The following is a 20342-nucleotide window of genomic DNA, read 5'->3' as shown; positions in this document are numbered from 1 at the left end:
GGAGGAAACAACTCGCTAATTCTGACTATCTTGCATAACTGGTGAATTATGCAAAGAGCTTCGGCGTCCTTTCCAATATTGAAAAGATGTTAAATTTACAAGATCTTCTACCCGAAGCAGTTTTGCAAAACCAAACAAAAAAGCCAAGAAAATGACGCTTTCAGAGAAAAAAGCAGCGCTTTGCGCTACAAAAGATGATAAAGACCAAGCTAGTGGTGTAATAGGGCTAAGGAAAATTATATATGTAGTATGTGTAAGAATATTAACCCCTAGAGTAACTGTGAAAGCTAAACATGCAACCCCAATAACTTTTATAGAACGCCTAAATGTGATCCACATTAATCCAGAATATGCAGGATGTTTTTTTGATGCATATTGCCAAAGAAAATACAATTGCGCCCAAGAAACAATAGAAGTGGCGTAAGCTAGTCCTGAAACATGTTTTATCAACCAACAACCGAAAACTACATTAAGTATCATATTGGCTATAGCAGCTATAATTCCGATAACTAAAGGTATAGTGTAGTGACGCCGTGCATAAAAAAGCACAGAAATTAAAGGAATAAGCGCCATGGGTATGATACTTCCACTATACCCACGTAGGACTTGTACAATAGCATGTACGGCACTAGTTGGAAATAAACCATGCTCGTAGAGCACACGAACTCCGGGGAGAGCAAGGAGCAATAATCCCACAGTCATAATCACCATTACAGAAACTGTAAGATTCAAAGCGAACTTCATAAGTTCATAACCTTCTTCGTTATTATCTTCTTGAACGCATCGAGAAATAGAAGGCAACACAACAGTAAAGACTCCGAGACCAAACAGGTGTACAGGTAGTTGTTGGATTCGTATGGAATACATTAAGTATAGTGGGCCAACTTCATGTATGTAGCGGGCCAAACACATATCAGTTAGAAGATTTATCTGGAAAACTCCCATGGAGATTAATCCTAAAGATAGCGGAACTATTAAAGCTTTTATACTATCCCGCTCTTTAGGCGGGGTTGTTGCCGTTCCTAAAAATTTCCTTACTCCAGGCACAGTAACAAACCATTCTAAAATAAACCCGATAACAAGAATTACTGATAACCAGACAATGCGTTTTCTTGGATCGCTATGTCTTGCGAGGAATACTGTAAGAATCCAAAGTGCGTTGACAACAGCAGGAGCTAAGCCAACGCTGAGAAATCTTTTCTCACAATGTAACAAGGCTGAGTTCACCGTGTACATCATAAGAAATATGCCTGATGGCAAAAGGATCATCGTTAACTGCAATACATCAGCTGTATTTCCTTGAGCATGATACAACCATATTCCTAGTCCTATTTCGATAACTAGTGTGAATGCACAGGCATTAAGACAAAAAAATCTTGAAAAGCTTTTAAAGAAAAAAGCAGCACGACTTGTATCTTGTGCTCTTAAAAATTCAAAATGAGGAATGAATGCTAGCCCTAGAATGGGTCCTCCAAGAATTTTCCTTAAGAAGAAAATGGTTCTGAATGCCAACCAAAAAGCTGCTACTAAAGGATCGGCCCCAAAATAAGCTGCCATCACAATTTCACGTAACATTCCTGTTACACGACTAAAAAAGGTTCCTGACAATAAATTAAAAAGTGAGCTGGCTACTGATCCTTGGCCGTCTTTTTTATTCATTAAAATGTCTTACTCCCTTAATACTTGATTTATCCATACCAGATAGAGATTTTTGGAGCATTAAAATGCAGGTATTTCCGCCTCCCCAAGTTCCTTTGTTGGGTGCTCATACATCCACCGCTGGAGGCCTTCAAAATGCCATTTACGAAGGGCAGGAAATTGGGGCTTCTACTATTCAAATGTTCACCGCTAATCAAAGACAGTGGCGCAGGCGTCCTCTCACTGATTCTCTGGTATATTCTTTTAAAAAAGCTCTTGAAGAGACTTCTCTATCTTATATCATGAGCCATGCTGGCTACTTAATTAATCCCGGGGCTCCTAATCCAGAAATCCTAGAAAAAAGCCGTATCTGCATACAGCAAGAAATCGAGGATTGCATATCTTTAGGAATCAACTTCGTTAATTTTCATCCTGGTGCAGCTGTCAATGATACTAAAGAAGCTTGCTTAGATAGAATTGTTTCAAGTTTTTCCTTGATGGAGCCCTTATTCGAAGACTCCCCTCCCCTTGTCGTCCTTTTGGAAACCACGGCGGGTCAAGGTACCCTTATTGGTAGTAATTTTGAAGAACTTGGCTATCTAATAGACAAACTTAAGCACAAAATTCCCGTAGGAGTTTGCATAGATACCTGTCATATCTTTGCTGCTGGGTACGATATTACCTCTCCAGGGTCTTGGAAGCAAGTACTCAAAAATTTTGATGATAATGTAGGTCTATCATATTTAAGAACTTTCCATCTTAATGATTCCATGTTTCCTTTAGGACAACATAAGGATCGTCATGCACCGTTAGGGGAAGGAGATATCGGTATTGAAAGTTTCAAATTTCTTATGACTAATGAACACACTCGAATGATCCCTAAATATCTAGAGACTCCTGGAGGTCCTGATCTATGGACCAAGGAAATTCGTCAGTTACAAAGTTTTCAGAAATAAGGAAAAAGAAATTAAAAGCGTCGATTAAAATTAGTCGACGCCTCTCTTCTTGGAAGAAAGAAATTTTCTTTATGTTCTGTGAGATAAGAACTCACAAACAACAGAAATGTCAACAGGCAAAGGAAGTTGTGCTTCCATTTGATCTTGTTCTGGAGACATTAAAAGTTCTCCTTTAAACCCACTCTTATCTATAGAAATGTAGGATGGCAAAGAGCTTTCATCTTTATTTTCTAAAGATTCTTGAACCGAATGTAACTTTCTAGACTTTTCTTTTAGAGAAACCTGCATTCCAGGACGTAGGAAAAAGGATCTTCTATCTACTTTTCTCCCATTTACTAATACGTGACCGTGAGCAACTAACTGCTGTGCTGCAAAAATAGTCTTAGCAAATCCCATGCGATAAACCATGTTGTCCAGGCGACATTCGAATCTTTCTAAGAACATCTTCGTGACACTGCCTTGTTTATTAATAACTTCTTTGAAAGCCTTGACAAGCTGCTTTTCCAAAATCATGCCATAGCAAGCTTTTAATTTTTGCTTTTCCTCAAGTTGAAGACCGTAGTCAGACTTTTTCTTTCTCTGCATACCGTGCTGACCTGGAGGATGGGGCTTTTTGAGCAGAGGGTTTCGGCTTCTTCCAAAAATATTCGCTCCAAAACGCCTTGCTATTCTATTTTTAGGGCCACAATATCGAGCCATGTATTTTAGTCCTTTATTTAGTCCTTAGAAATTATTCACGCCTCCCCCGCCTTCTTCATTTTAGACAAAGGTAGCGGCACTATTTTCGGTATAACCTGGAAGATTTTCCTCGCTAATAAAGAAAAACGATTACTCATCTACTTGACAAAATACCAAAGAGCATTTTAGTTCCAATCCTAATTTTCTACAATGGAATTATTTCCGAGAATATGCTAGGGTATTTCTTATGAAAAAGAATTATTACGCTTTAGCTTATTATTATTTGAATCGTGTAGATAATCCTCAAGAGGAAATCACGTTGCACAAGGAACTATTTAAAAATTTAGATGTTTCTTGTCGTATCTACATATCTGAACAGGGAATTAATGGCCAGTTTAGTGGTTATCAACCCGACGCAGAATACTACATGAACTGGCTAAGACAGCGTCCTGGATTTTCAAATGTAAAATTTAAAATTCATCATATTGAAGAAAATATTTTCCCTCGTGTGACTGTGAAGTATCGCAAAGAGCTTGTGGCTCTTGGTTGTGACGTGGATCTTTCTACCCAAGGTAAACATATTTCTCCAAAAGAATGGCATGAGAAACTGGAAGAAAATCGCTGTCTAGTTCTAGACGTAAGGAATAATTACGAATGGAAAATCGGACATTTTGAAAATGCTGTTCTTCCAGACATTCAAACTTTCCGTGAATTTCCTGAGTATGCCGAACGGTTATCTAAGGAACATGACCCGGAATCCACCCCTGTGATGATGTATTGCACCGGCGGTATACGCTGCGAGTTATATTCTTCCCTGCTCTTAGAAAAAGGCTTTAAAGAAGTTTATCAACTCGATGGTGGCGTTATAGCCTACGGTCAAGCTGTGGGAACAGGTAAATGGCGAGGAAAATTATTCGTATTTGACGATCGTATGGCAGTGCCTATCGATGAAGCAGACACCGATGTAGCTCCCATTGCTAAATGCTCTCATTGTGAAGCTGACTGCGATATTTATTACAATTGTGCCAATACTGATTGCAACAACTTATTCATCTGTTGTGAAAATTGTATTGATTCAACAAAAGGATGTTGTTCTCAAGAATGTTCTGAAGCGCCGAGAATTCGCTCCTTCTCATCATCTAGAGGAAATAAACCTTTCCGTCGTATGCATCTATGTGAAAGTGCGGAAGAGAAGGAAGAAACCCCTAGCTGTTCTTGTTCACATTAAAAATCGCCGAATTTTTCCTTGAACTAGGCTTCTTCAGCTTCGTTCAAGGATAGATCATAAATTTTTCTTCGGTAAGAAACTTTATTGCATGACAAGTGAACATTCTTAATATTAATTCCTTGTTCCAGCAACACCTTAGAAAATATTTCAATATTCTCTTCTTTTCCCAAGCAAATCACACATAGATCTGGTTGTTTTTTTAACAATACCTGCAAGCGCTTAGCCTGTAAAACAGCCCAAGCTTCTTTCATACTATGATCACTTGTATCATTAAGATTAGAAATTACTGTAGGCACACAGTAGGAAATTATTCTAGTTGTCCAGCCTGGTTGTAATTTCTGATCTAATATCACGACCGTGCTGCGTATGGTTTTTGGTAGCATAGCTAATACACGACGCACTTCTTGATAAGAACGGGTGCGCACCATGTAACAAACAGGAATTATTGACTTGGGCAGTCTAAGATAGCTTCCCAGCTGCCTTACTAATACAGCACTGAGCACCAAACGATAGACCAACTCTTTCCAAATCCATAAAATCCATAAACCTATACAGAAAATGATTATCCCTATATACAAAAAGCTCGTCTCTGGGGGCAAACTCAAGCCTGATCCTAAAATCCTTACGATTCCTGCTGCAATTAACACTCCGACAAAATCTAAAAAGTTATTTGCAGCCAGAATTTGTCCTCGCTTATGTTCAGGACTAGCGTATTGTACATAAGCATGTAGTGGTACTTGATATACCCCACCTAAAAATCCTAAAAGGAGAAGGAAAAACATCACACCAACTAGAGAACATGAGATAGCATAAAGACCCATGAAGGCAATGCCTAAGCCTAAAGTCATGATGGGTACATAACCTAATTTAATATCTTTCCCAGAAAGCCATCCTGTAACATAGGATCCAACTCCAACACCTAAAGCGACAAGAGGGAATAAATAACCTCCATAGTGCTTAGGATAGCCTAAAGTAAATTCTACAAAGGGAATGATTTCTACCTGTGTATAGGCTCCGACTAAAAGAAAAAGAGCAACAAGGAAAATAGATAAAGTTAGATAGTGTACGTGACGTGTATCTTTTAAGATCTCCCAGAGATCCTTAAAACTTACGTAAGTAATTTTTTGACTACGATTTTTAATATTGCTAGGACGTATTCTTAGAGAAACAAATGTACTTACAATAGAAGAAATAACACAAAATGATGTTGAAAGTACGTAACAATTAACTGCAAGATTCTTTGTAAGATCGACAAGCAAAGGAGCAAAACACGACCCTAAAATACTTCCTGTATAAGTCATGGCAGTCATTACGCCGTTGGCTTTAGATAAGTAATCTAAAGGCAACATCTCTGGAAGGATCCCCATTTTTGCAGGACCGAAAATAGCTGTATGACTTGCCATAAGGATCAAAACTACATAACCACCAACCGCAGATTGTATGTAGAAGAAATATAACCCTAACGATGTACAAACAATCTCTACTAGACGCGTGGCCAAGATAATGTTTCGCTTCTGATATCTATCTGATAAACTTCCAGCTAAAGGTGCTAGCAATAGAAATGGCAAAGCAAAGAATAAACTTACGTAAGATAATATCTTCGCATTCTCTGTCAAACTTTTTCCTTCAAGAAGGAAAAAAACTAAAAGAAATTTGTAGAGATTATCATTTAATATCGTAAGAAAATGCGTTATTACTAAAGCACGAAAAGACTTTTTCTGTATTGATATATCCATGAACGCGACCAAACATAGTCAGGCAATTTTTAGCAACTCGCCCATTCATCTATTAGCTAAACTTGCAGAAGATCTATTTTCTACCTATCAACAGCCATTTACTAAAAGATGGATTCTTGTTGCCAATACAGAAATAGGGCATTGGCTACGTAGAGAACTTACTAATGCTACGAGTAACCACATTTTCATGGGGTCGACTATTTTCTCTTCTTCAGACTCCCTTGTCAAACATTTATTCACTGAAGTTTGTCATGAAAAACCGTTAATTCCTGACTATATAACACTTCCTCTATTTATACACGAGCTGCTAAATATTACTCATCCCCCCGTTGATCTTCCACTGAAAGAACTTCTTTTAGAACCCTCTTACAACTCAACAAAGAGTCTAGCGGCTATTTTTAAAAAATTTTATACATTCTCGCAAGCGCCTTCTGAAAAAAATCGCTATCATAAAGACTTGTTTTCTCAATTAGATAAACACTTTATTCCTACTAACAAGATCTTTTCTTCGATATTAGATGCTTTAGATTCTGAAAAACAAAATCGTTCTTTGCATATCTTTGGCTATTCTCATTTACCTAAGCATTTTGCAACTTTTTTTACGGAATTAAGTAATTTTTTCCCGGTATACTTTTATTGCTTTTCACCAAGTCGAGAATATTTTGGAGATTTACTTTCTGATAAATCTATTGATTTCTTATGGCGTCAGCTCGAGGATCAAGCCAATAGAGATGCTTGGGGACATTATATTTTAGCGGACAGACAAGCATTGCTTGCCAATCTCTCGCATAAATCCCAAGCATCTCAAAATTTCTTTTTAGACAAGGAAGTGCATTATAGCGAAGCTTTCGTGACTCCTCAAGAAACAACATCTTTAGGCGTTCTACAAAGCAATCTATTTCACTTACGCCCCAATGCACCTGAGGACACTCTAGATAAAGAACAAACTGTAACTATCAGCAAAGCTTTAAACCCTTCTAGAGAAGTTCATGAAGTATTTTTAAAGATTTCTTCTCTATTACATAAAGGTGTACTTCCTGAAGAAATCTTTATTTTGTCTTCTCAATTAGAAACCTACGAGGTGTATTTAAAAGCAGTATTCCAACCTCATCTACCTCTATACTTCACAAACACTACATCTCCATATGCTGGGGATTTAAAAGAAAAGTTTTTACTCTTATCATCTATTCTGCAAACACAGGGCAATCTCTACCGCCTACTTCAACTACTCATTCATCCACAACTACAAAATTCTATAGATATCAGTAAAACTCCCTATCTTTTGAAAAGACTTTCTAGTGAATGGGAAAAGCTTTTCAAAGGAGACGGGACTCATATACAAAGCTTGGGTGATACTATTTTGAATGAATACCCTTTTGTTGAAGAATATGGGAAGGTAAGCCAAATAGAAATTTGGGAACGCATTCTTCCTTTGCTCTATGATCTACAGAAACTTATAGATATTTACTCCACAAATATGACTCAAGCTTACGAGGCACATTTTACCCACATTATATCTTCTTTAGAGTCGATCTTTGTTTTATCTTCCGAAGAGCTATCCTTGATAGCATCTCTTAGAAATTCTATTTTCCCAACATTTTCTTCTTCAAAATGTTCTTTGATGTTTTTTACTGATTTTTGTTTGGATTTCTTTGATCGTTTTTGTGGAAACAGTCCTATTTATGATAAGCCTGGTCCTTATGTAGGCTCCTTGGGAGACTTAAGCTTCATCCCTAAAAGTTATACATTTATTCTCGGAGCAAACAAACATACACAAGCTATTGATTTACTAGATCTTGTTGATTCAACAACTCAAGAAGAACTCGTGTTTTCTTCTTCAGAAAATGAAGAAAATTTCCATTTTCTTCAGACCTTAGTATCTACTAAACATGAACTTCATATTAGCTACCAATCTTCTGCTCATAACCCTGTTTTACCTACTGCATATGTGAATTATCTTCGAGAAGCTTTAAATTTATCCGTTACCCACCTTCCTTCTAAAGCCTATGCTCCTTCATTATTCTCCAAAGAAAACTTGGTGCATATCTCACAAGAATATCATTACAAACTTGCACAGGCGTTCTGCTCTATCAAAGAGCCTCTGCCTTCCTTATTTCAAATCCCTAAGAATACTACAAATCTTCCGCTTCATTTGTCTGTATCGCAAATAATCAGGGCTCTCTCTTCTCCATTAGATTTTTTTTTAAAATCCAATTATCATGTTTCTCTTCGATCTCCTGCGACCTTAGAAATTAGAGAAAAACTCTTCCCAACCAAAAAGCAAGTCATGTCATTTTGGGAAAATCATCTTTCGAACATACCTGAGGATGTTCCGAATAATTACCAATCCTCTTTTTCTAAAGATTTGTTTGCCTCTTACAATAAACTCATAAAAAAATGGTTAGAAAAGGTAAGATTAAATCCCCTGACAGATCCTTATTCAGTAATTTTTTCTTCTTCTTTATTCCATGATCATCTTCGTGATCAAGATCGGGTTCTCCCACCTGTTTGCGCAAATCTAAATAATAAAGAGATTTTTCTACATGGAACTTTCTTTGGTGTATTCTCTAAGGGTATATATTCATGTTCTATTGATCCCGGAGCTAAGACAAGAAAAGTAGCGAAGAAGACTAGAGCTATTCCAGACAACTCTTTTGAAATGCAAAATTATTTGAAGGCTTACATAGCTATAGCGATGTTACAACGATCCGATGCCATTACAAAACACGCAATTATAAGAAATATTACCTCTCAAGATCACTTCGAAGATCTGCCTGTTCCTTTTTCTGATCCCGAAAAATATTTAAATCGAGTCCTACAGGTATACCAAATGATAAAAGAGCATCCGATTCCTTTAATTTCTTCTGAATGCTGGAAATTTTTAGATAATGCTGAAAAGTTTCATGAATCTATACATGCTGCTATCGAAACAGATGCTAATAATCCCGCCCTATCGCTTTTCTGGAAATTTCATAATCGTAATTATCAAGATCAATTCATAGTTGCCGAAGAGCAACGTTTACTGATTCTTTCTTTGTTTAAGGACACAGATGAAGCCGTTTGATATTTTTAATTCTCAAACATCCATTTATGGAAAATATTTCTTAGAAGCCTCTGCCGGTACAGGCAAGACATTTACTATTGAACAAATTGTATTACGTGCTCTTCTAGAAGGTTCTGTTTCCCATGTTGAAAACATTCTTGCAGTAACATTCACAAACGCTGCAACTAACGAATTAAAACTCAGGATTCAAGATAATCTTAAACACGCGTTATCTCAGTTAAAATCCGCGCTCAAAGATCCTTCAGTATCTCTTCCTCCTTACCTAAAAGACATTTGTGATGTAAAACAGCTTTACATGCAAGTGCGCAATGCTTTGGCAACTATAGATCGCATGGCGATCTTTACTATTCATGGATTTTGTAATCACGTTCTACAGCAGCATTTTCCTGAAATGCAAATGACGCAGAGTAATGCTGTTCTTACCCATACACAATCCGTGTTTCATCACATCCGAAAATACCTATCCCAAGATTTTTGGCGTTCTGTTTTATTTCCAGAGCAATTTTATCTTCTTGCGTCCAGATATAATTCGAATTCTAAACACTCATCTTTTTTAACTGATAAGCTGCTCTCTAGTTATACACTTCAGACTTTTGAGCATTTATCCTCAAAAACTTCTACTTTAGAATCTCTAGAATCATGGCACGGCTCTATTCGATCTAAAATACAAGATATTCCAGAGAAAGAATTCCTAGAGCAATTACTGCAGCACAAAGAGAGTTTTAGAAAACAACCCTTTTCTATAAATGAAGACTTGTTGCTTTTTGTAAAATACTTGTATGCCGAAGAGACTTCCATACGTTTATTTTCTTTTTCTAAAATTGTAGAAACTTTTCATCCTAAAAACCGTTTAGCACGTTATCAGCCCTCTAGAGCTTTTAGCTATATAGAAGAGACCTCTTGGTTTCACTATACTGAACAATTTTGCAATGTAGACCTAATCTTTAATACGCTACTTCGAGACTTACAACTGTATTTAAAGAATCATTATACGTGGTGGTTATCTCCCGATGAGAGCATCTTAGCTTTAGAAGATATTCTCCTATCTTCAAGATCTGAGGAAATCATAAAAGCTCTAAGGAAACGTTTTCAGTTAGTTTTAATCGATGAATTTCAGGATACTGATAGGAAACAATGGAACATATTTTCAAAGCTATTTGCAAATGATGCTTTCTCAGGATCTCTATTTTTAATAGGTGATCCAAAACAATCTATTTATGAGTGGAGAAATGCGGACCTCGCTACATATTTAAAAGCTAAATCAACATTTCCTAAATCCTCACAATTACATCTCATAAACAACTATCGCTCCACTGTAAAACTTATGGAAGCAATTAACTTTCTCTTTTGCAAATGCTCTCCATTTCTAGAAATTCCAGGTTATGAACCCATAGAATATCATCCCCTACGTTCTCAAAGCTCTGAGCAGTTTGAAAATTCTCAGCACTCCCCGATACACTTTTTCTCCTATGATGATACTTCTGATCAGGCTGCCTGGATTTCTCATACTGCTTCTTATTTACAAGAAACCCACGATATTCCCCTAGGGCGTATGGCAATTTTAGTATCAGATTCTGCTCAAGCTTTCGATCTCATTACTCATTGCAGTATTCCTGTAGCATTTTCTAAGAACAAATCAATTTTCCATCTTACAGAAACTTATTTGTTAACCTTAGCGTGGCTAGAAGCTATTCTTCATCCAGAAAATTATGAAAAAATACAGAGAGTACTATTAAGCAGTCTTTTCAGACACAACCTTAGCGATGTTATAGAAAAAAAAGAGTTCTACTCTACATATTTCTTCTCACTCCGTAGTTATATTTTTGATCACGGACTTTTAGCAACTTTCTATCATTTCATGACTATGCAAGGAGAAGCGTTGTTAAAAACGCCACAGGGAGATCTTACTTTCCAAGAAATGGAGAGGCTATGTGCTTATTTGAACACCGTTTCTTCTCATCCCCAACATCAATTACTCTATCTACAATATTTCTCTGAAACTGGGCGTTGGGAAGAAAATCTTTCCTTCTCTTCATATTCTGAAGATACAGAAATATTAAAAATTACCACCATTCACGCATCTAAAGGATTAGAATACGATGTGGTTTTTTGCCCAGGACTGGATAAATCTAAGAAAAATAAAAGCGCATCAGAATGGATTCGAGAAATGTACGTTGCTTGTACGCGGGCAAGAAAACAACTATTTATCCCTATACAAAATTCCTCAAATTCACGACGTAATTCAGCTCTAACTAACTATGTAAAATTTGAAGGCTCTCACGAATCTATTATGGATTTAGCACAACAGTTTGCAAAAGAACACCCCGCTATGTTTTCCATATCAACTATAGGAACAGATCCCGAATTTACAGAACCTATTTATAAAATAATTCCCCCATCAACCTTTACATTGCCTATAGCTCCTGCTAAACAAATCTTCTCTTTTTCTTCTGTAAAACAGGCATTAGACAACGAAACTTCTTTAAATGATGATACCACAGAAGCTACAGCTTCTTCTGTTCTTCCCAAGGGAAGAAAAACTGGTATTATCATTCATAAAATTTTAGAGAATATTTCTCCCAACTTTAAAATTCCTCTTTCTAAAATTTCGTCAATAGTTACGAATTTCGTGAAAAATACTCATTTAGAGGGATATGAAGAAATTATTTCTAAAAAACTCATGATATCATTCTCTTCCCCATTATCTTTTGCTACAGACTCTTTTTCTCTAAAAGATATTGTTGCTAGCAAAATATTTACTGAAGAGTCCTTCCTATTTTCTAACAAAGAACAGTTTTGGCAAGGAGTTATTGATCTATTTTTCGAACATAATAATAGGTATTATATTATCGATTGGAAAACATCATTTTTAGGAGAAACAAGTTCTGAATACTCTCAAGAAAACCTCTTCAACTATATCAAGGAGCAGAATCTCGACTATCAAGGCGCTATTTATATTCATGCAGCAAAACGGTTTCTTCAACAATTTGACATCACTAGCGATGTAGAAATGGGATTTGTTTTTATCCGAAGTGTAGATCCTGAAGGAAACGGATTTTTACGCTTACCAAATCAAAAAATGCCTAATCCCATAGTAAACCAAAAATATCCGGTCTATCATTAGGATTAAATTCCATAGCAGGAAGAATCAAAACAGAAGAAAGATCTGTTAAATCTTCAGCTAGCGACTTAGCCTCTACTTTATAAGAACAAGCACCTTCTCTAGGTCGACAAACTTTAGTAATCTCAGCAACAAATAATCCTGGAGGAAATACTCCATCTAATCCCGTTGTAATTAAAATATCTCCAACGCGTAGACCTTTTCCATCAGAAAAACAAAACCCCTCACCGTGTAAAATTAGCGTTTCATCTTTCCATAAAGGGCCACCGCTACCCGATAATGTGCCTCGCAAAAGTAAGGTAGTTTCATCATTATAATGTATAAATGAGTTGAGCTCTTCTAATTGATCGATTTTTTCATATTTATCTTTCTCAAGAATATAGGAATCAGAAAGACGTTCAAGGTGTTTTGTAAGAGATTGTATCTGATCTTTTATTAACCAGGCTTGTACCCCTCCACGAACAGCAATTACCGAAGGTTGCATACCTACATCAGTGATTAAGCGTATTCGTGATTGTTGCTCCCCTACATAATCTACAAGACCAACAAGTACCTTTCCTGATAATACTGGAGAATTTTTTTGTATCTTTTGTTCTTTACCTACGTTTATCCAACAAGAGCTTCCCCAATGAGAAGGATCACGATAAATAACACGACTAGCAATTAACTTACGAAAATATGGAGATAAGATCTCAGAAAACAATGGAGGAGTATAGTTAGCAACTTCATAAGCCTGTAAACGCTCTTCTAAAATAGCAATGCGATCTTTTAAGATGATATTTTCAACATCTTGAATCGAATAATCTATAGGAACAACTTCACCCTGTTTAAAAAAAACACGTGTATACAAAAATATAAAATGTTTCTGAAGATTTTCATAAAAAGGTTTTGGTAGAGACCAACATAAAATGATACTCAAAGCAATCACTAAATAGACATAGAGCCTGTTTTTTCTGTGACGCCGATAAGCAACAGAGCCTGTGGTTTTAATCGCAGAACGATGTCCTTCAGGTTTTTTAATCGCACACATATTTCTTAATGTTTTGATTGTAATACAGAATCGAGATACCTTTTCAATCCATCTAAAATATATTTTATTTTGTGTTAATGAACGGTATTTAACTCCCTGTTTTATGATACTAACGGGTAAAATAAAACATAATTAAAACTTCAACATGAAATAAAATAGAAATATGCCCAGACATTTGTCTGCGCCAATATTCATAGTGATTGTTTTCACGTGGAATAGAAAGATTATCGAATAAAGAAAAGCTTTTATCTAATCACAAACACTAGGATAACTGGTATGCCTCAGAAAAACTCCTTGCAACATACTCGATATTCTCATCATTAATGCCATTTAAATTAAACCTTGCTCCACTAGTGGTATAGATACCTTTCTCCAATCTCAGAAAAAGCACTTGTTCTAAAGAAAACCCAGGATATCCAAAAAATCCCTTCTGAGACAAAATAAAGTCAAAAGAATGTCCAATATGATTACGCATAGCTTGAACAAATCGAGCTCGTGTTTTTCCTAAAGAATTACGAATAGTATCTAATTCTGATAACCATTCTTTTTCCAAAGCGCGGTTTGATAAGATGGTTGAAACAATTTTAGCTCCGTGTCTAGGAGGAGAAGAATATTCACCACGGATTTTCTCTTCGAGGCAGCTAGAAATTTTATCTAAATCATCAACAACTTTACTGTAGACAGCAAAATAGCCGACTCTCTCTCCATAAAGAGAAAAATTCTTACTTGCACATGCCGCTACAAATACCGGATTTCCAGACTCTATGAAAATCTCTATAGGACGTCTATCTTCCTTGATACCCAAACCAAAACCTAAATAAGCGGTATCAAAAAAAGGTAGAAGTTGATGCTCTTTTATTACTTCAGCAAGACGTGTCCACATATTCTCATCAAGATCCATACCTGTAGGATTATGACAACAACACTGTAAAAGCACTAAAGAATATTTAGGAGCAGATTTTAATACTGCTAGCATCTCATCAAAAAGCAGAGTCTTGCTTTCCGAACTATAATAAGGATATTTAAGAACTTCCAATCCCTGTTGAGCGAATATTCTTACGTGATTCCCCCAAGTTTGTTCGGGAATATACACCTTACCTGAAGGATAGGCCATGGAAAAAATCTTAGCACCTAAATGTAAAGCTCCGGTTCCTCCTAACGCCTGAGCGCTAACAACAAAACTAGAATTTACATTACCAAAAACAAGTTTCTCCATCTCTTGATTAAAAGAAGGTAATCCACTGATAGGTAAATACCCCTTATTCATCTCATCTTCTAAAAATAGAAACTGTGCCTTACGGACACTAGAAAAACCACCGTATGCCTTGTTAGGGTCTTCATAAGAACCTATAACAAGATTGACTTTTTCCTCTCGCTCATCTTCTAAAAATAGTTTTTGCAAACCTAAAATAGAATCGGGAGCAAATGAGGGTAACTGATTAAAAAAACTCATACTAAAGAAATCCTTCGCATTAGAACAAAGATTGATTCTAAACCTTATCTCGTGATAATTTTATTTATTCGGGGTATTAGCTCAATTGGTAGAGCGCAACAATGGCATTGTTGAGGTCAGCGGTTCGATTCCGCTATGCTCCATCCTCTATTATGCATCCCAAATAGATTGTATTCGGCTTATCTTATATTTCTTCCCTTGAAACTGTACAGTTGCTCCAACAGTTTTATCGAGCATTTCTTGAGCAAGTTTAGATTTTAACGAAAGAATATAGTTATCCGGATCAGCATCCCAAGGACCAAGAATTGAATAAGTGATAGGGTTGCCTTTTTCATCTTCTAAAGAAATCTTACATCCTACACCAACCTTATCAGTAAAGACTATATCCTTAGTCAGTATTCTAGCTCGATTTACCTCTTCAGAAAGCACTCGAATTTCTTCTTGTAAGCGTGCTCGTTTTTCTAAAGCAAATTTATATTCAGAATTCTCCCTTAGGTCTCCTAAAGCCCTTGCATCCTCTATTTCTTTAGCATTATCTACCATCTCCTTACCAACAAGAGATTGAAGCTTGTTTTTCATTCTGGTAAAACTTTCAGAAGTTGTCCAAAGAATATCTTCTTCTATAACAACTTTATTTTTCTTCAAATCAGGATGGACAACCTCAGCAAGGCTTTGTAAAACACTAAGATCACTCGAAGAAAACTGGCTACATTTTGTAGACAGTAATAAAATCTCTTTTAAATAGGATAATGGGGCTCCCTCTATCATATTGCGAATAGCTAGATAACGCTGACCCACTAGAAAATTATAAATCTTTTTCCCTAATTCTTTCTGTGGTGTTGAAGCAACATGATACATAAATACCATAGCCGCCTCTAAAAACAATCTTTCTATTTCTTTATTATTTGGATCAAAAATACCATCATCATGAGACTTTGGTTTTAAGAAAAACCAAGCAAAAACTTCAGGATACATCATTGGGTGTTCAGCACATTCAAGAAGTTTTTTCTCAATCTTTTTACGATAAGAATCCTCACCCTTAAATACTTTAAAAGTAAGTTCTCTAAGAGATGGAGATGTTGTTGAAAGAAAAATTTTCATAAAAACATTCTCCCAAACTGGAGAGTGCTTCTTTATCAACATTAAAAACACTTTTTGCAAAGCTATTATAGAAATATTATTAACTATGGAAATAATTCCCTCTTCATCAAGAGAGGATAAGAACTTACTATCTAAAACTTTCGATTTTTCGCCTAAAAAATCTGAAAGCAATAAATCTCTTTGAATTTCCAAAGATTGGTTATCCTCAATAGCTAGTGTCTGTAAGGCTTTTATTATAATTTCGCGATTTTCAGGTTTCTTTAACTCGCTATGTAAATCACGAATAAACTGATATATCTCTATGAGCTTCCCAGAATTATCCTCAATTTCAGAAAGTCGACTTTCTAACTGAGAAATTAAAGAATCTCCTCCAGGATTATATCTATAAGGATCCTTTATTGTCTTAGGAGCTACTATACGAGTGTTTTTCTTAATTTTACTCTTAGTTGCTTGCCACCAACGATTCCACTCAGCTTCGGGAATCACTAGATCTACAAGCTCATCTTTTACTTCTTTAGCAGTTTTAGGACCCAAATCTTTGAGAAGAATTTCTATAACTTCTGACGGATGTTCCTTAGCATAAGCTTCAAAACCATCTGGATCACCAAATCTTCGTGATAAAAAATGATCTTTACCTAGAGGAATCAAACTCTTAAAAGCTGTTTCAAAGGAGATATCTTTAGCCATCATAACTCCCTCAAATTCTATAAGAACTTTCTGTTGAAGGAAGGATACACTCATAACCTCTCCAACTCCCCATCCTCCAGAATGGAAGACAAAATTCCCTTCATTTAAATGCATTAAGAAATCAAAACGGCTTAAACTATATTGAAACTCACGACCATCACGCAGACCAACAACCCTTAAGGCTTCATTAAAATTTTCTCGACCTTGATACTTTCTATTTACATAGTCGATGGCGGCATCATAAAACGGTTTAGCATTAGTATTTTGAATATCTAAAACTAATTGAAGAACCTGATCTTTTTCTTTGCCATCGGGTATTCTTTCCCATAAAGGAAGAACTGTATCTGATATTTTACCAAACAAAGGCGCTAAAGATGAATGCCTTACTTTCTCTAAGATCTGGACAAGCTCTGCCCCCCGGACCACATCGTTAAAACAATATTCTTCCCACAAATTAAAGAAACTTGAGGGTTGCTCTTCGTCTATTAAGACTTGCAACTTTTCTAGATAGTCCACGACGTCTCCCGTTTTTAACGGGAAATATACGCTTAACTATAAAAAAGAGCAATATCACAACACAAAATAATAATATTTGTTTTATAATAAATTAAAATTCATGGTGTATTAATGAATAGTAATTCCGCTCAAAAAATAATAGATTCTATAAAACAAATACTCACTCTTTATAATATAGACTTCGATCCCTCTTTCGGTTCTGCCCTATCTTCTGACTCTGAAGTAGATTACGAATATTTAATGGAAAAAACCCAAGAAAAAATCCAAGAATTGGATAAACGTTCTCAAGAAATCCTCCAGCAAACAGGAATGACTAAAGAACAAATGGAAGTGTTTGCTAATAATCCTGATAACTTTTCTCCAGAAGAATGGTTAGCTTTAGAAAACATTAGATCTTCGTGTAATGAATATAAAAAAGAGACAGAAGTTCTAATTAACGAAGTTACTAAAGACTTAGGAGGAGAAACAACAACACCCAATTCTAATAAGAAAACAAAAAGCACATCATCCAAAAAAAATAAGAAAAAAAACTGGATTCCCTTATAAAAACGCCTATAATCCCTAAAGTATGAAAATTGCGATTACTCGGGGTTTAGATTTATCTTTGCAAGGGTCTCCTAAAGAGTCTGGGTTTTTAAAAAGAATAGATCCGACTCTAGTTTCTATAGACCTGCGCCCATATTCTGCCTTAGCTTTAAAGCTTAAGGTGGAGCAGGATGATATTATCACCTCAGGATCTCCTGTTGCGGAATATAAAAATTTCCCCGGTGTTTTCATTACCTCTCCAGTTTCTGGAACCGTAAAGGAAATACGTAGAGGAGATAAACGTTCTCTATTAGATATTGTTATCAAAAAAACTCCAGGACAAAATCTAACAGAGTATTCTTATGATCTATCTAAATTATCACAAAAAGAACTGTTGGAAATCTTTAAGAAAGAAGGACTTTTCTCTCTTTTTAAACAACGTCCTTTTGATATTCCAGCCCTTCCTAATCAAACCCCTAGAGATATTTTCATAAACCTTGCAGACAACCGTCCCTTCACACCATCTACAGAAAAACATCTCGCTGTCTTTTCTTCTAGAGAAGAAGGATTTTATGTTTTTAATGTTGGAGTTCGTGCAATAGCTAAACTTTTCGGTTTATGCCCTCATATTGTTTCTACTGATAGACTTGCTATTCCTGAAAAAGATCTAAAATCTATAGCACATTTACATAAGATCACAGGTCCTTATCCCTCAGGATCTCCCTCAACGCACATTCATTACATAGCACCCATTACTAACGAAAAAGACATAGTCTTTACGATATCCTTCCAAGAAGTCCTAACCATAGGACATTTATTCTTAAAAGGAAGAATTCTAAATGAACAAGTCGTAGCTCTCGCAGGATCAGGATTAAAATCATCTTTAAGGCGTTATGTTATAACTACAAAAGGTGCCGATTTTCAAAGCTTACTTTCTCTAGAAGATATTTCTTCTGATGTATCTTTAATCTCTGGGGATCCCTTAACAGGAAGACTTTGCGACAAAGAAAGCGCACCCTGTCTTGGTATGCGAGATTCTACCATATCTGTGATTCCTAATCCAAAAATACGACAAGCTTTCAATTTCTTAAGATTAGGAATTAATAAGCCTACGCGTACAAGAACTTATCTTTCTGGATTTTTAAAAAGAAAGCATACGTATATGGATCCAGATACCAATCTTCATGGTGAAACACGTCCTATCATAGATACAGAAATTTATGATAAAGTCATGCCCATGAAAATTCCTGTAGTACCCTTAATTAAAGCAGTAATTACTAAGGATTTCGAATTAGCTTGCTTGTTAGGGTTTTTAGAAATTTGTCCTGAAGATTTTGCCCTACCCACATTCATAGACCCCTCGAAAACAGAAATGCTAACCATTATCAAAGAATCCCTAAAAGATTATGCAAAGGAAACGGGTATCTTAAATCCAGAAAATGAAGAATAAAGTTCTTCGAAGAACCTAGAGCTTCGAGGACGCCATCATCTCTAAAATTAATGGAGTTGCGTAAGAAATGATAATGTCGGCTCCTGCGCGTTTTATAGCTATTAAAGATTCATAAAACATCGCTTCCTTATCTAACCACCCCATCTTAGCTGCTGCTGCAATCATAGCGTATTCACCACTAACTTGATATGCTGCTAAAGGTAATGATGTAGAATTTCTCACCCGATGCAAAACATCAAGATATAATCCCGCCGGTTTTATCATCAGCATATCCGCGCCCTCCTGCTCATCTAAAGAACATTCCAATAAGGCTTCTAAAACGTTTTTTGGATTCATCTGATAATTTCGTTTGTCTCCAGATTGTAAATGTGATCCGAGAGCATCTCTAAAGGGATTATAGAGAGCAGAAGCATACTTAACACTATACGAAAGAATTAAAGTCTTAGTCCATCCAGATTGATCTAATTTCGAACGAATATGCGCAACTCTACCATCCATCATATCACTAGGAGCTACAACATCTGCTCCCATTTCAGCGTGTAATGTTGCTATGTTTCCAAATATGCGAACACTCTCATCATTTAATACCTCACCCTGATCCATAATACCATCATGCCCATGAGTAGTATAAGGATCTAAAGCAATATCACTTATCACACATAAATCTGGAAAAGCTTTTTTCACTTCATAGATACTTTTACAAAGGATGTTTTTAGGATTGGAAGAATAAGAACCGTACGCATCTTTAAGATTACTAGGGATTACAGGAAAAAGAATTACAGCCCTTAATCCTAAAAAACACAATCTTTCTATCTCTTTTAAAAGAAGATCAATACTCCACCTATAAACATCCGTAAGGCTTTCTATTTCCTCACAAATGTTTTTCCCTTCCTTAACGAAAAAAGGACAGATGAAATCTTGAGGTAATAAAGACGTTTCGGCTACCAAATCTCGGATAGCTACAGTTCTTCTATTTCTTCGAGGACGTCGAAGCAAGGCTAATGAGCTCATTTTTACAATCCTTCAACACTTTCCACACCTTCAGAAAAAGATAGAGTATTTATATAAATATTACTTCTTCTTCTTTAGGGGGTGTGGGAAGTGTTTAAAACTCAATTTATAGAGGAGAAATTGAGTGGTTAACCTGTTTAAAACTTTG

At 36.0% G+C, this 20342-nt stretch carries 13 protein-coding genes and 1 tRNA gene; 7 read left to right on the top strand and 7 right to left on the bottom strand.

What is annotated here, in order from left to right; translation table 11 throughout:
* Positions 1-15 precede the first annotated feature (15 nt).
* Entirely contained in the window at positions 16-1659 is a 1644-nt protein-coding gene (locus tag C10C_RS00070; protein ID WP_117273712.1) for a lipid II flippase MurJ, read from the bottom strand.
* A gap of 65 nt (positions 1660-1724) precedes the next feature.
* Here C10C_RS00070 and C10C_RS00065 point away from each other — a divergent pair, with 65 nt between their 5' ends.
* A complete protein-coding gene (locus C10C_RS00065) occupies positions 1725-2594 on the top strand; it encodes a deoxyribonuclease IV (protein ID WP_117273711.1) in 870 nt (289 codons plus the stop codon).
* 69 nt (positions 2595-2663) lie between these two features.
* Here the strand turns inward: C10C_RS00065 and rpsD are convergent, their stop codons facing one another.
* Positions 2664-3293, bottom strand: a complete 630-nt coding sequence (rpsD, locus tag C10C_RS00060; RefSeq protein ID WP_117273710.1) for a 30S ribosomal protein S4 — start codon at positions 3291-3293, stop codon at positions 2664-2666.
* Positions 3294-3519: 226 nt separating this feature from the next.
* On the opposite strand from rpsD, the gene trhO reads away from it, so the two are divergent.
* Positions 3520-4500 carry an oxygen-dependent tRNA uridine(34) hydroxylase TrhO gene (gene trhO / locus C10C_RS00055; protein WP_117273709.1) on the top strand — a complete coding sequence of 327 codons (981 nt, stop codon included), beginning with the start codon at positions 3520-3522 and terminating at the stop codon, positions 4498-4500.
* 23 nt (positions 4501-4523) lie between these two features.
* Here trhO and C10C_RS00050 read toward each other — a convergent pair whose 3' ends face one another.
* Positions 4524-6236 (bottom strand): MFS transporter, encoded by a 1713-nt coding sequence (locus C10C_RS00050; RefSeq protein WP_117273708.1) that lies wholly within the window; start codon positions 6234-6236, stop codon positions 4524-4526.
* On the opposite strand from C10C_RS00050, the gene C10C_RS00045 reads away from it, so the two are divergent.
* Entirely contained in the window at positions 6235-9300 is a 3066-nt protein-coding gene (locus tag C10C_RS00045) for an exodeoxyribonuclease V subunit gamma (protein WP_117273707.1), read from the top strand. The two genes, C10C_RS00050 and C10C_RS00045, sit on opposite strands and share 2 nt — an antisense overlap.
* Entirely contained in the window at positions 9287-12424 is a 3138-nt protein-coding gene (locus C10C_RS00040; protein ID WP_117273706.1) for a UvrD-helicase domain-containing protein, read from the top strand. Before C10C_RS00045 ends, C10C_RS00040 begins: the two co-directional genes overlap by 14 nt.
* Here C10C_RS00040 and C10C_RS00035 read toward each other — a convergent pair.
* Both C10C_RS00035 and C10C_RS00030 read right to left on the bottom strand, forming a co-directional pair.
* Complete coding sequence (locus tag C10C_RS00035) at positions 12384-13451, bottom strand: rod shape-determining protein MreC (RefSeq protein ID WP_117273705.1); 1068 nt, start codon at positions 13449-13451, stop codon at positions 12384-12386. The two genes, C10C_RS00040 and C10C_RS00035, sit on opposite strands and share 41 nt — an antisense overlap.
* A 262-nt stretch (positions 13452-13713) precedes the next feature.
* Positions 13714-14904 (bottom strand): amino acid aminotransferase, encoded by a 1191-nt coding sequence (locus C10C_RS00030; RefSeq protein WP_117273704.1) that lies wholly within the window; start codon positions 14902-14904, stop codon positions 13714-13716.
* A 70-nt stretch (positions 14905-14974) separates the two neighbouring features.
* Here C10C_RS00030 and C10C_RS00025 point away from each other — a divergent pair.
* A tRNA-Ala gene (locus C10C_RS00025) sits at positions 14975-15047 on the top strand.
* A gap of 7 nt (positions 15048-15054) precedes the next feature.
* Here C10C_RS00025 and C10C_RS00020 read toward each other — a convergent pair.
* Positions 15055-17208, bottom strand: a complete 2154-nt coding sequence (locus tag C10C_RS00020) for a GreA/GreB family elongation factor (protein WP_117273703.1) — start codon at positions 17206-17208, stop codon at positions 15055-15057.
* A 111-nt stretch (positions 17209-17319) separates the two neighbouring features.
* On the opposite strand from C10C_RS00020, the gene C10C_RS00015 reads away from it, so the two are divergent.
* Positions 17320-17754: a hypothetical protein gene (locus C10C_RS00015; protein ID WP_117273702.1), complete on the top strand. Its 435-nt coding sequence runs from the start codon at positions 17320-17322 to the stop codon at positions 17752-17754.
* Between the two features lie 22 nt (positions 17755-17776).
* Complete coding sequence (locus C10C_RS00010) at positions 17777-19183, top strand: Na(+)-translocating NADH-quinone reductase subunit A (RefSeq protein WP_117273701.1); 1407 nt, start codon at positions 17777-17779, stop codon at positions 19181-19183.
* A gap of 15 nt (positions 19184-19198) precedes the next feature.
* On the opposite strand, the gene hemB is transcribed toward C10C_RS00010, so the two are convergent.
* Positions 19199-20194 (bottom strand): porphobilinogen synthase, encoded by a 996-nt coding sequence (gene hemB / locus C10C_RS00005; protein ID WP_117273700.1) that lies wholly within the window; start codon positions 20192-20194, stop codon positions 19199-19201.
* Between the last annotated feature and the right edge of the window lie 148 nt (positions 20195-20342).

The organism is Chlamydia poikilotherma, from assembly GCF_900239975.1.
GTDB classification, from domain to species: domain Bacteria; phylum Chlamydiota; class Chlamydiia; order Chlamydiales; family Chlamydiaceae; genus Chlamydia; species Chlamydia poikilotherma.
The sequence above is the reverse complement of the archived record's forward strand: the minus strand, read 5'-3'. Positions and strand labels throughout refer to the sequence as shown.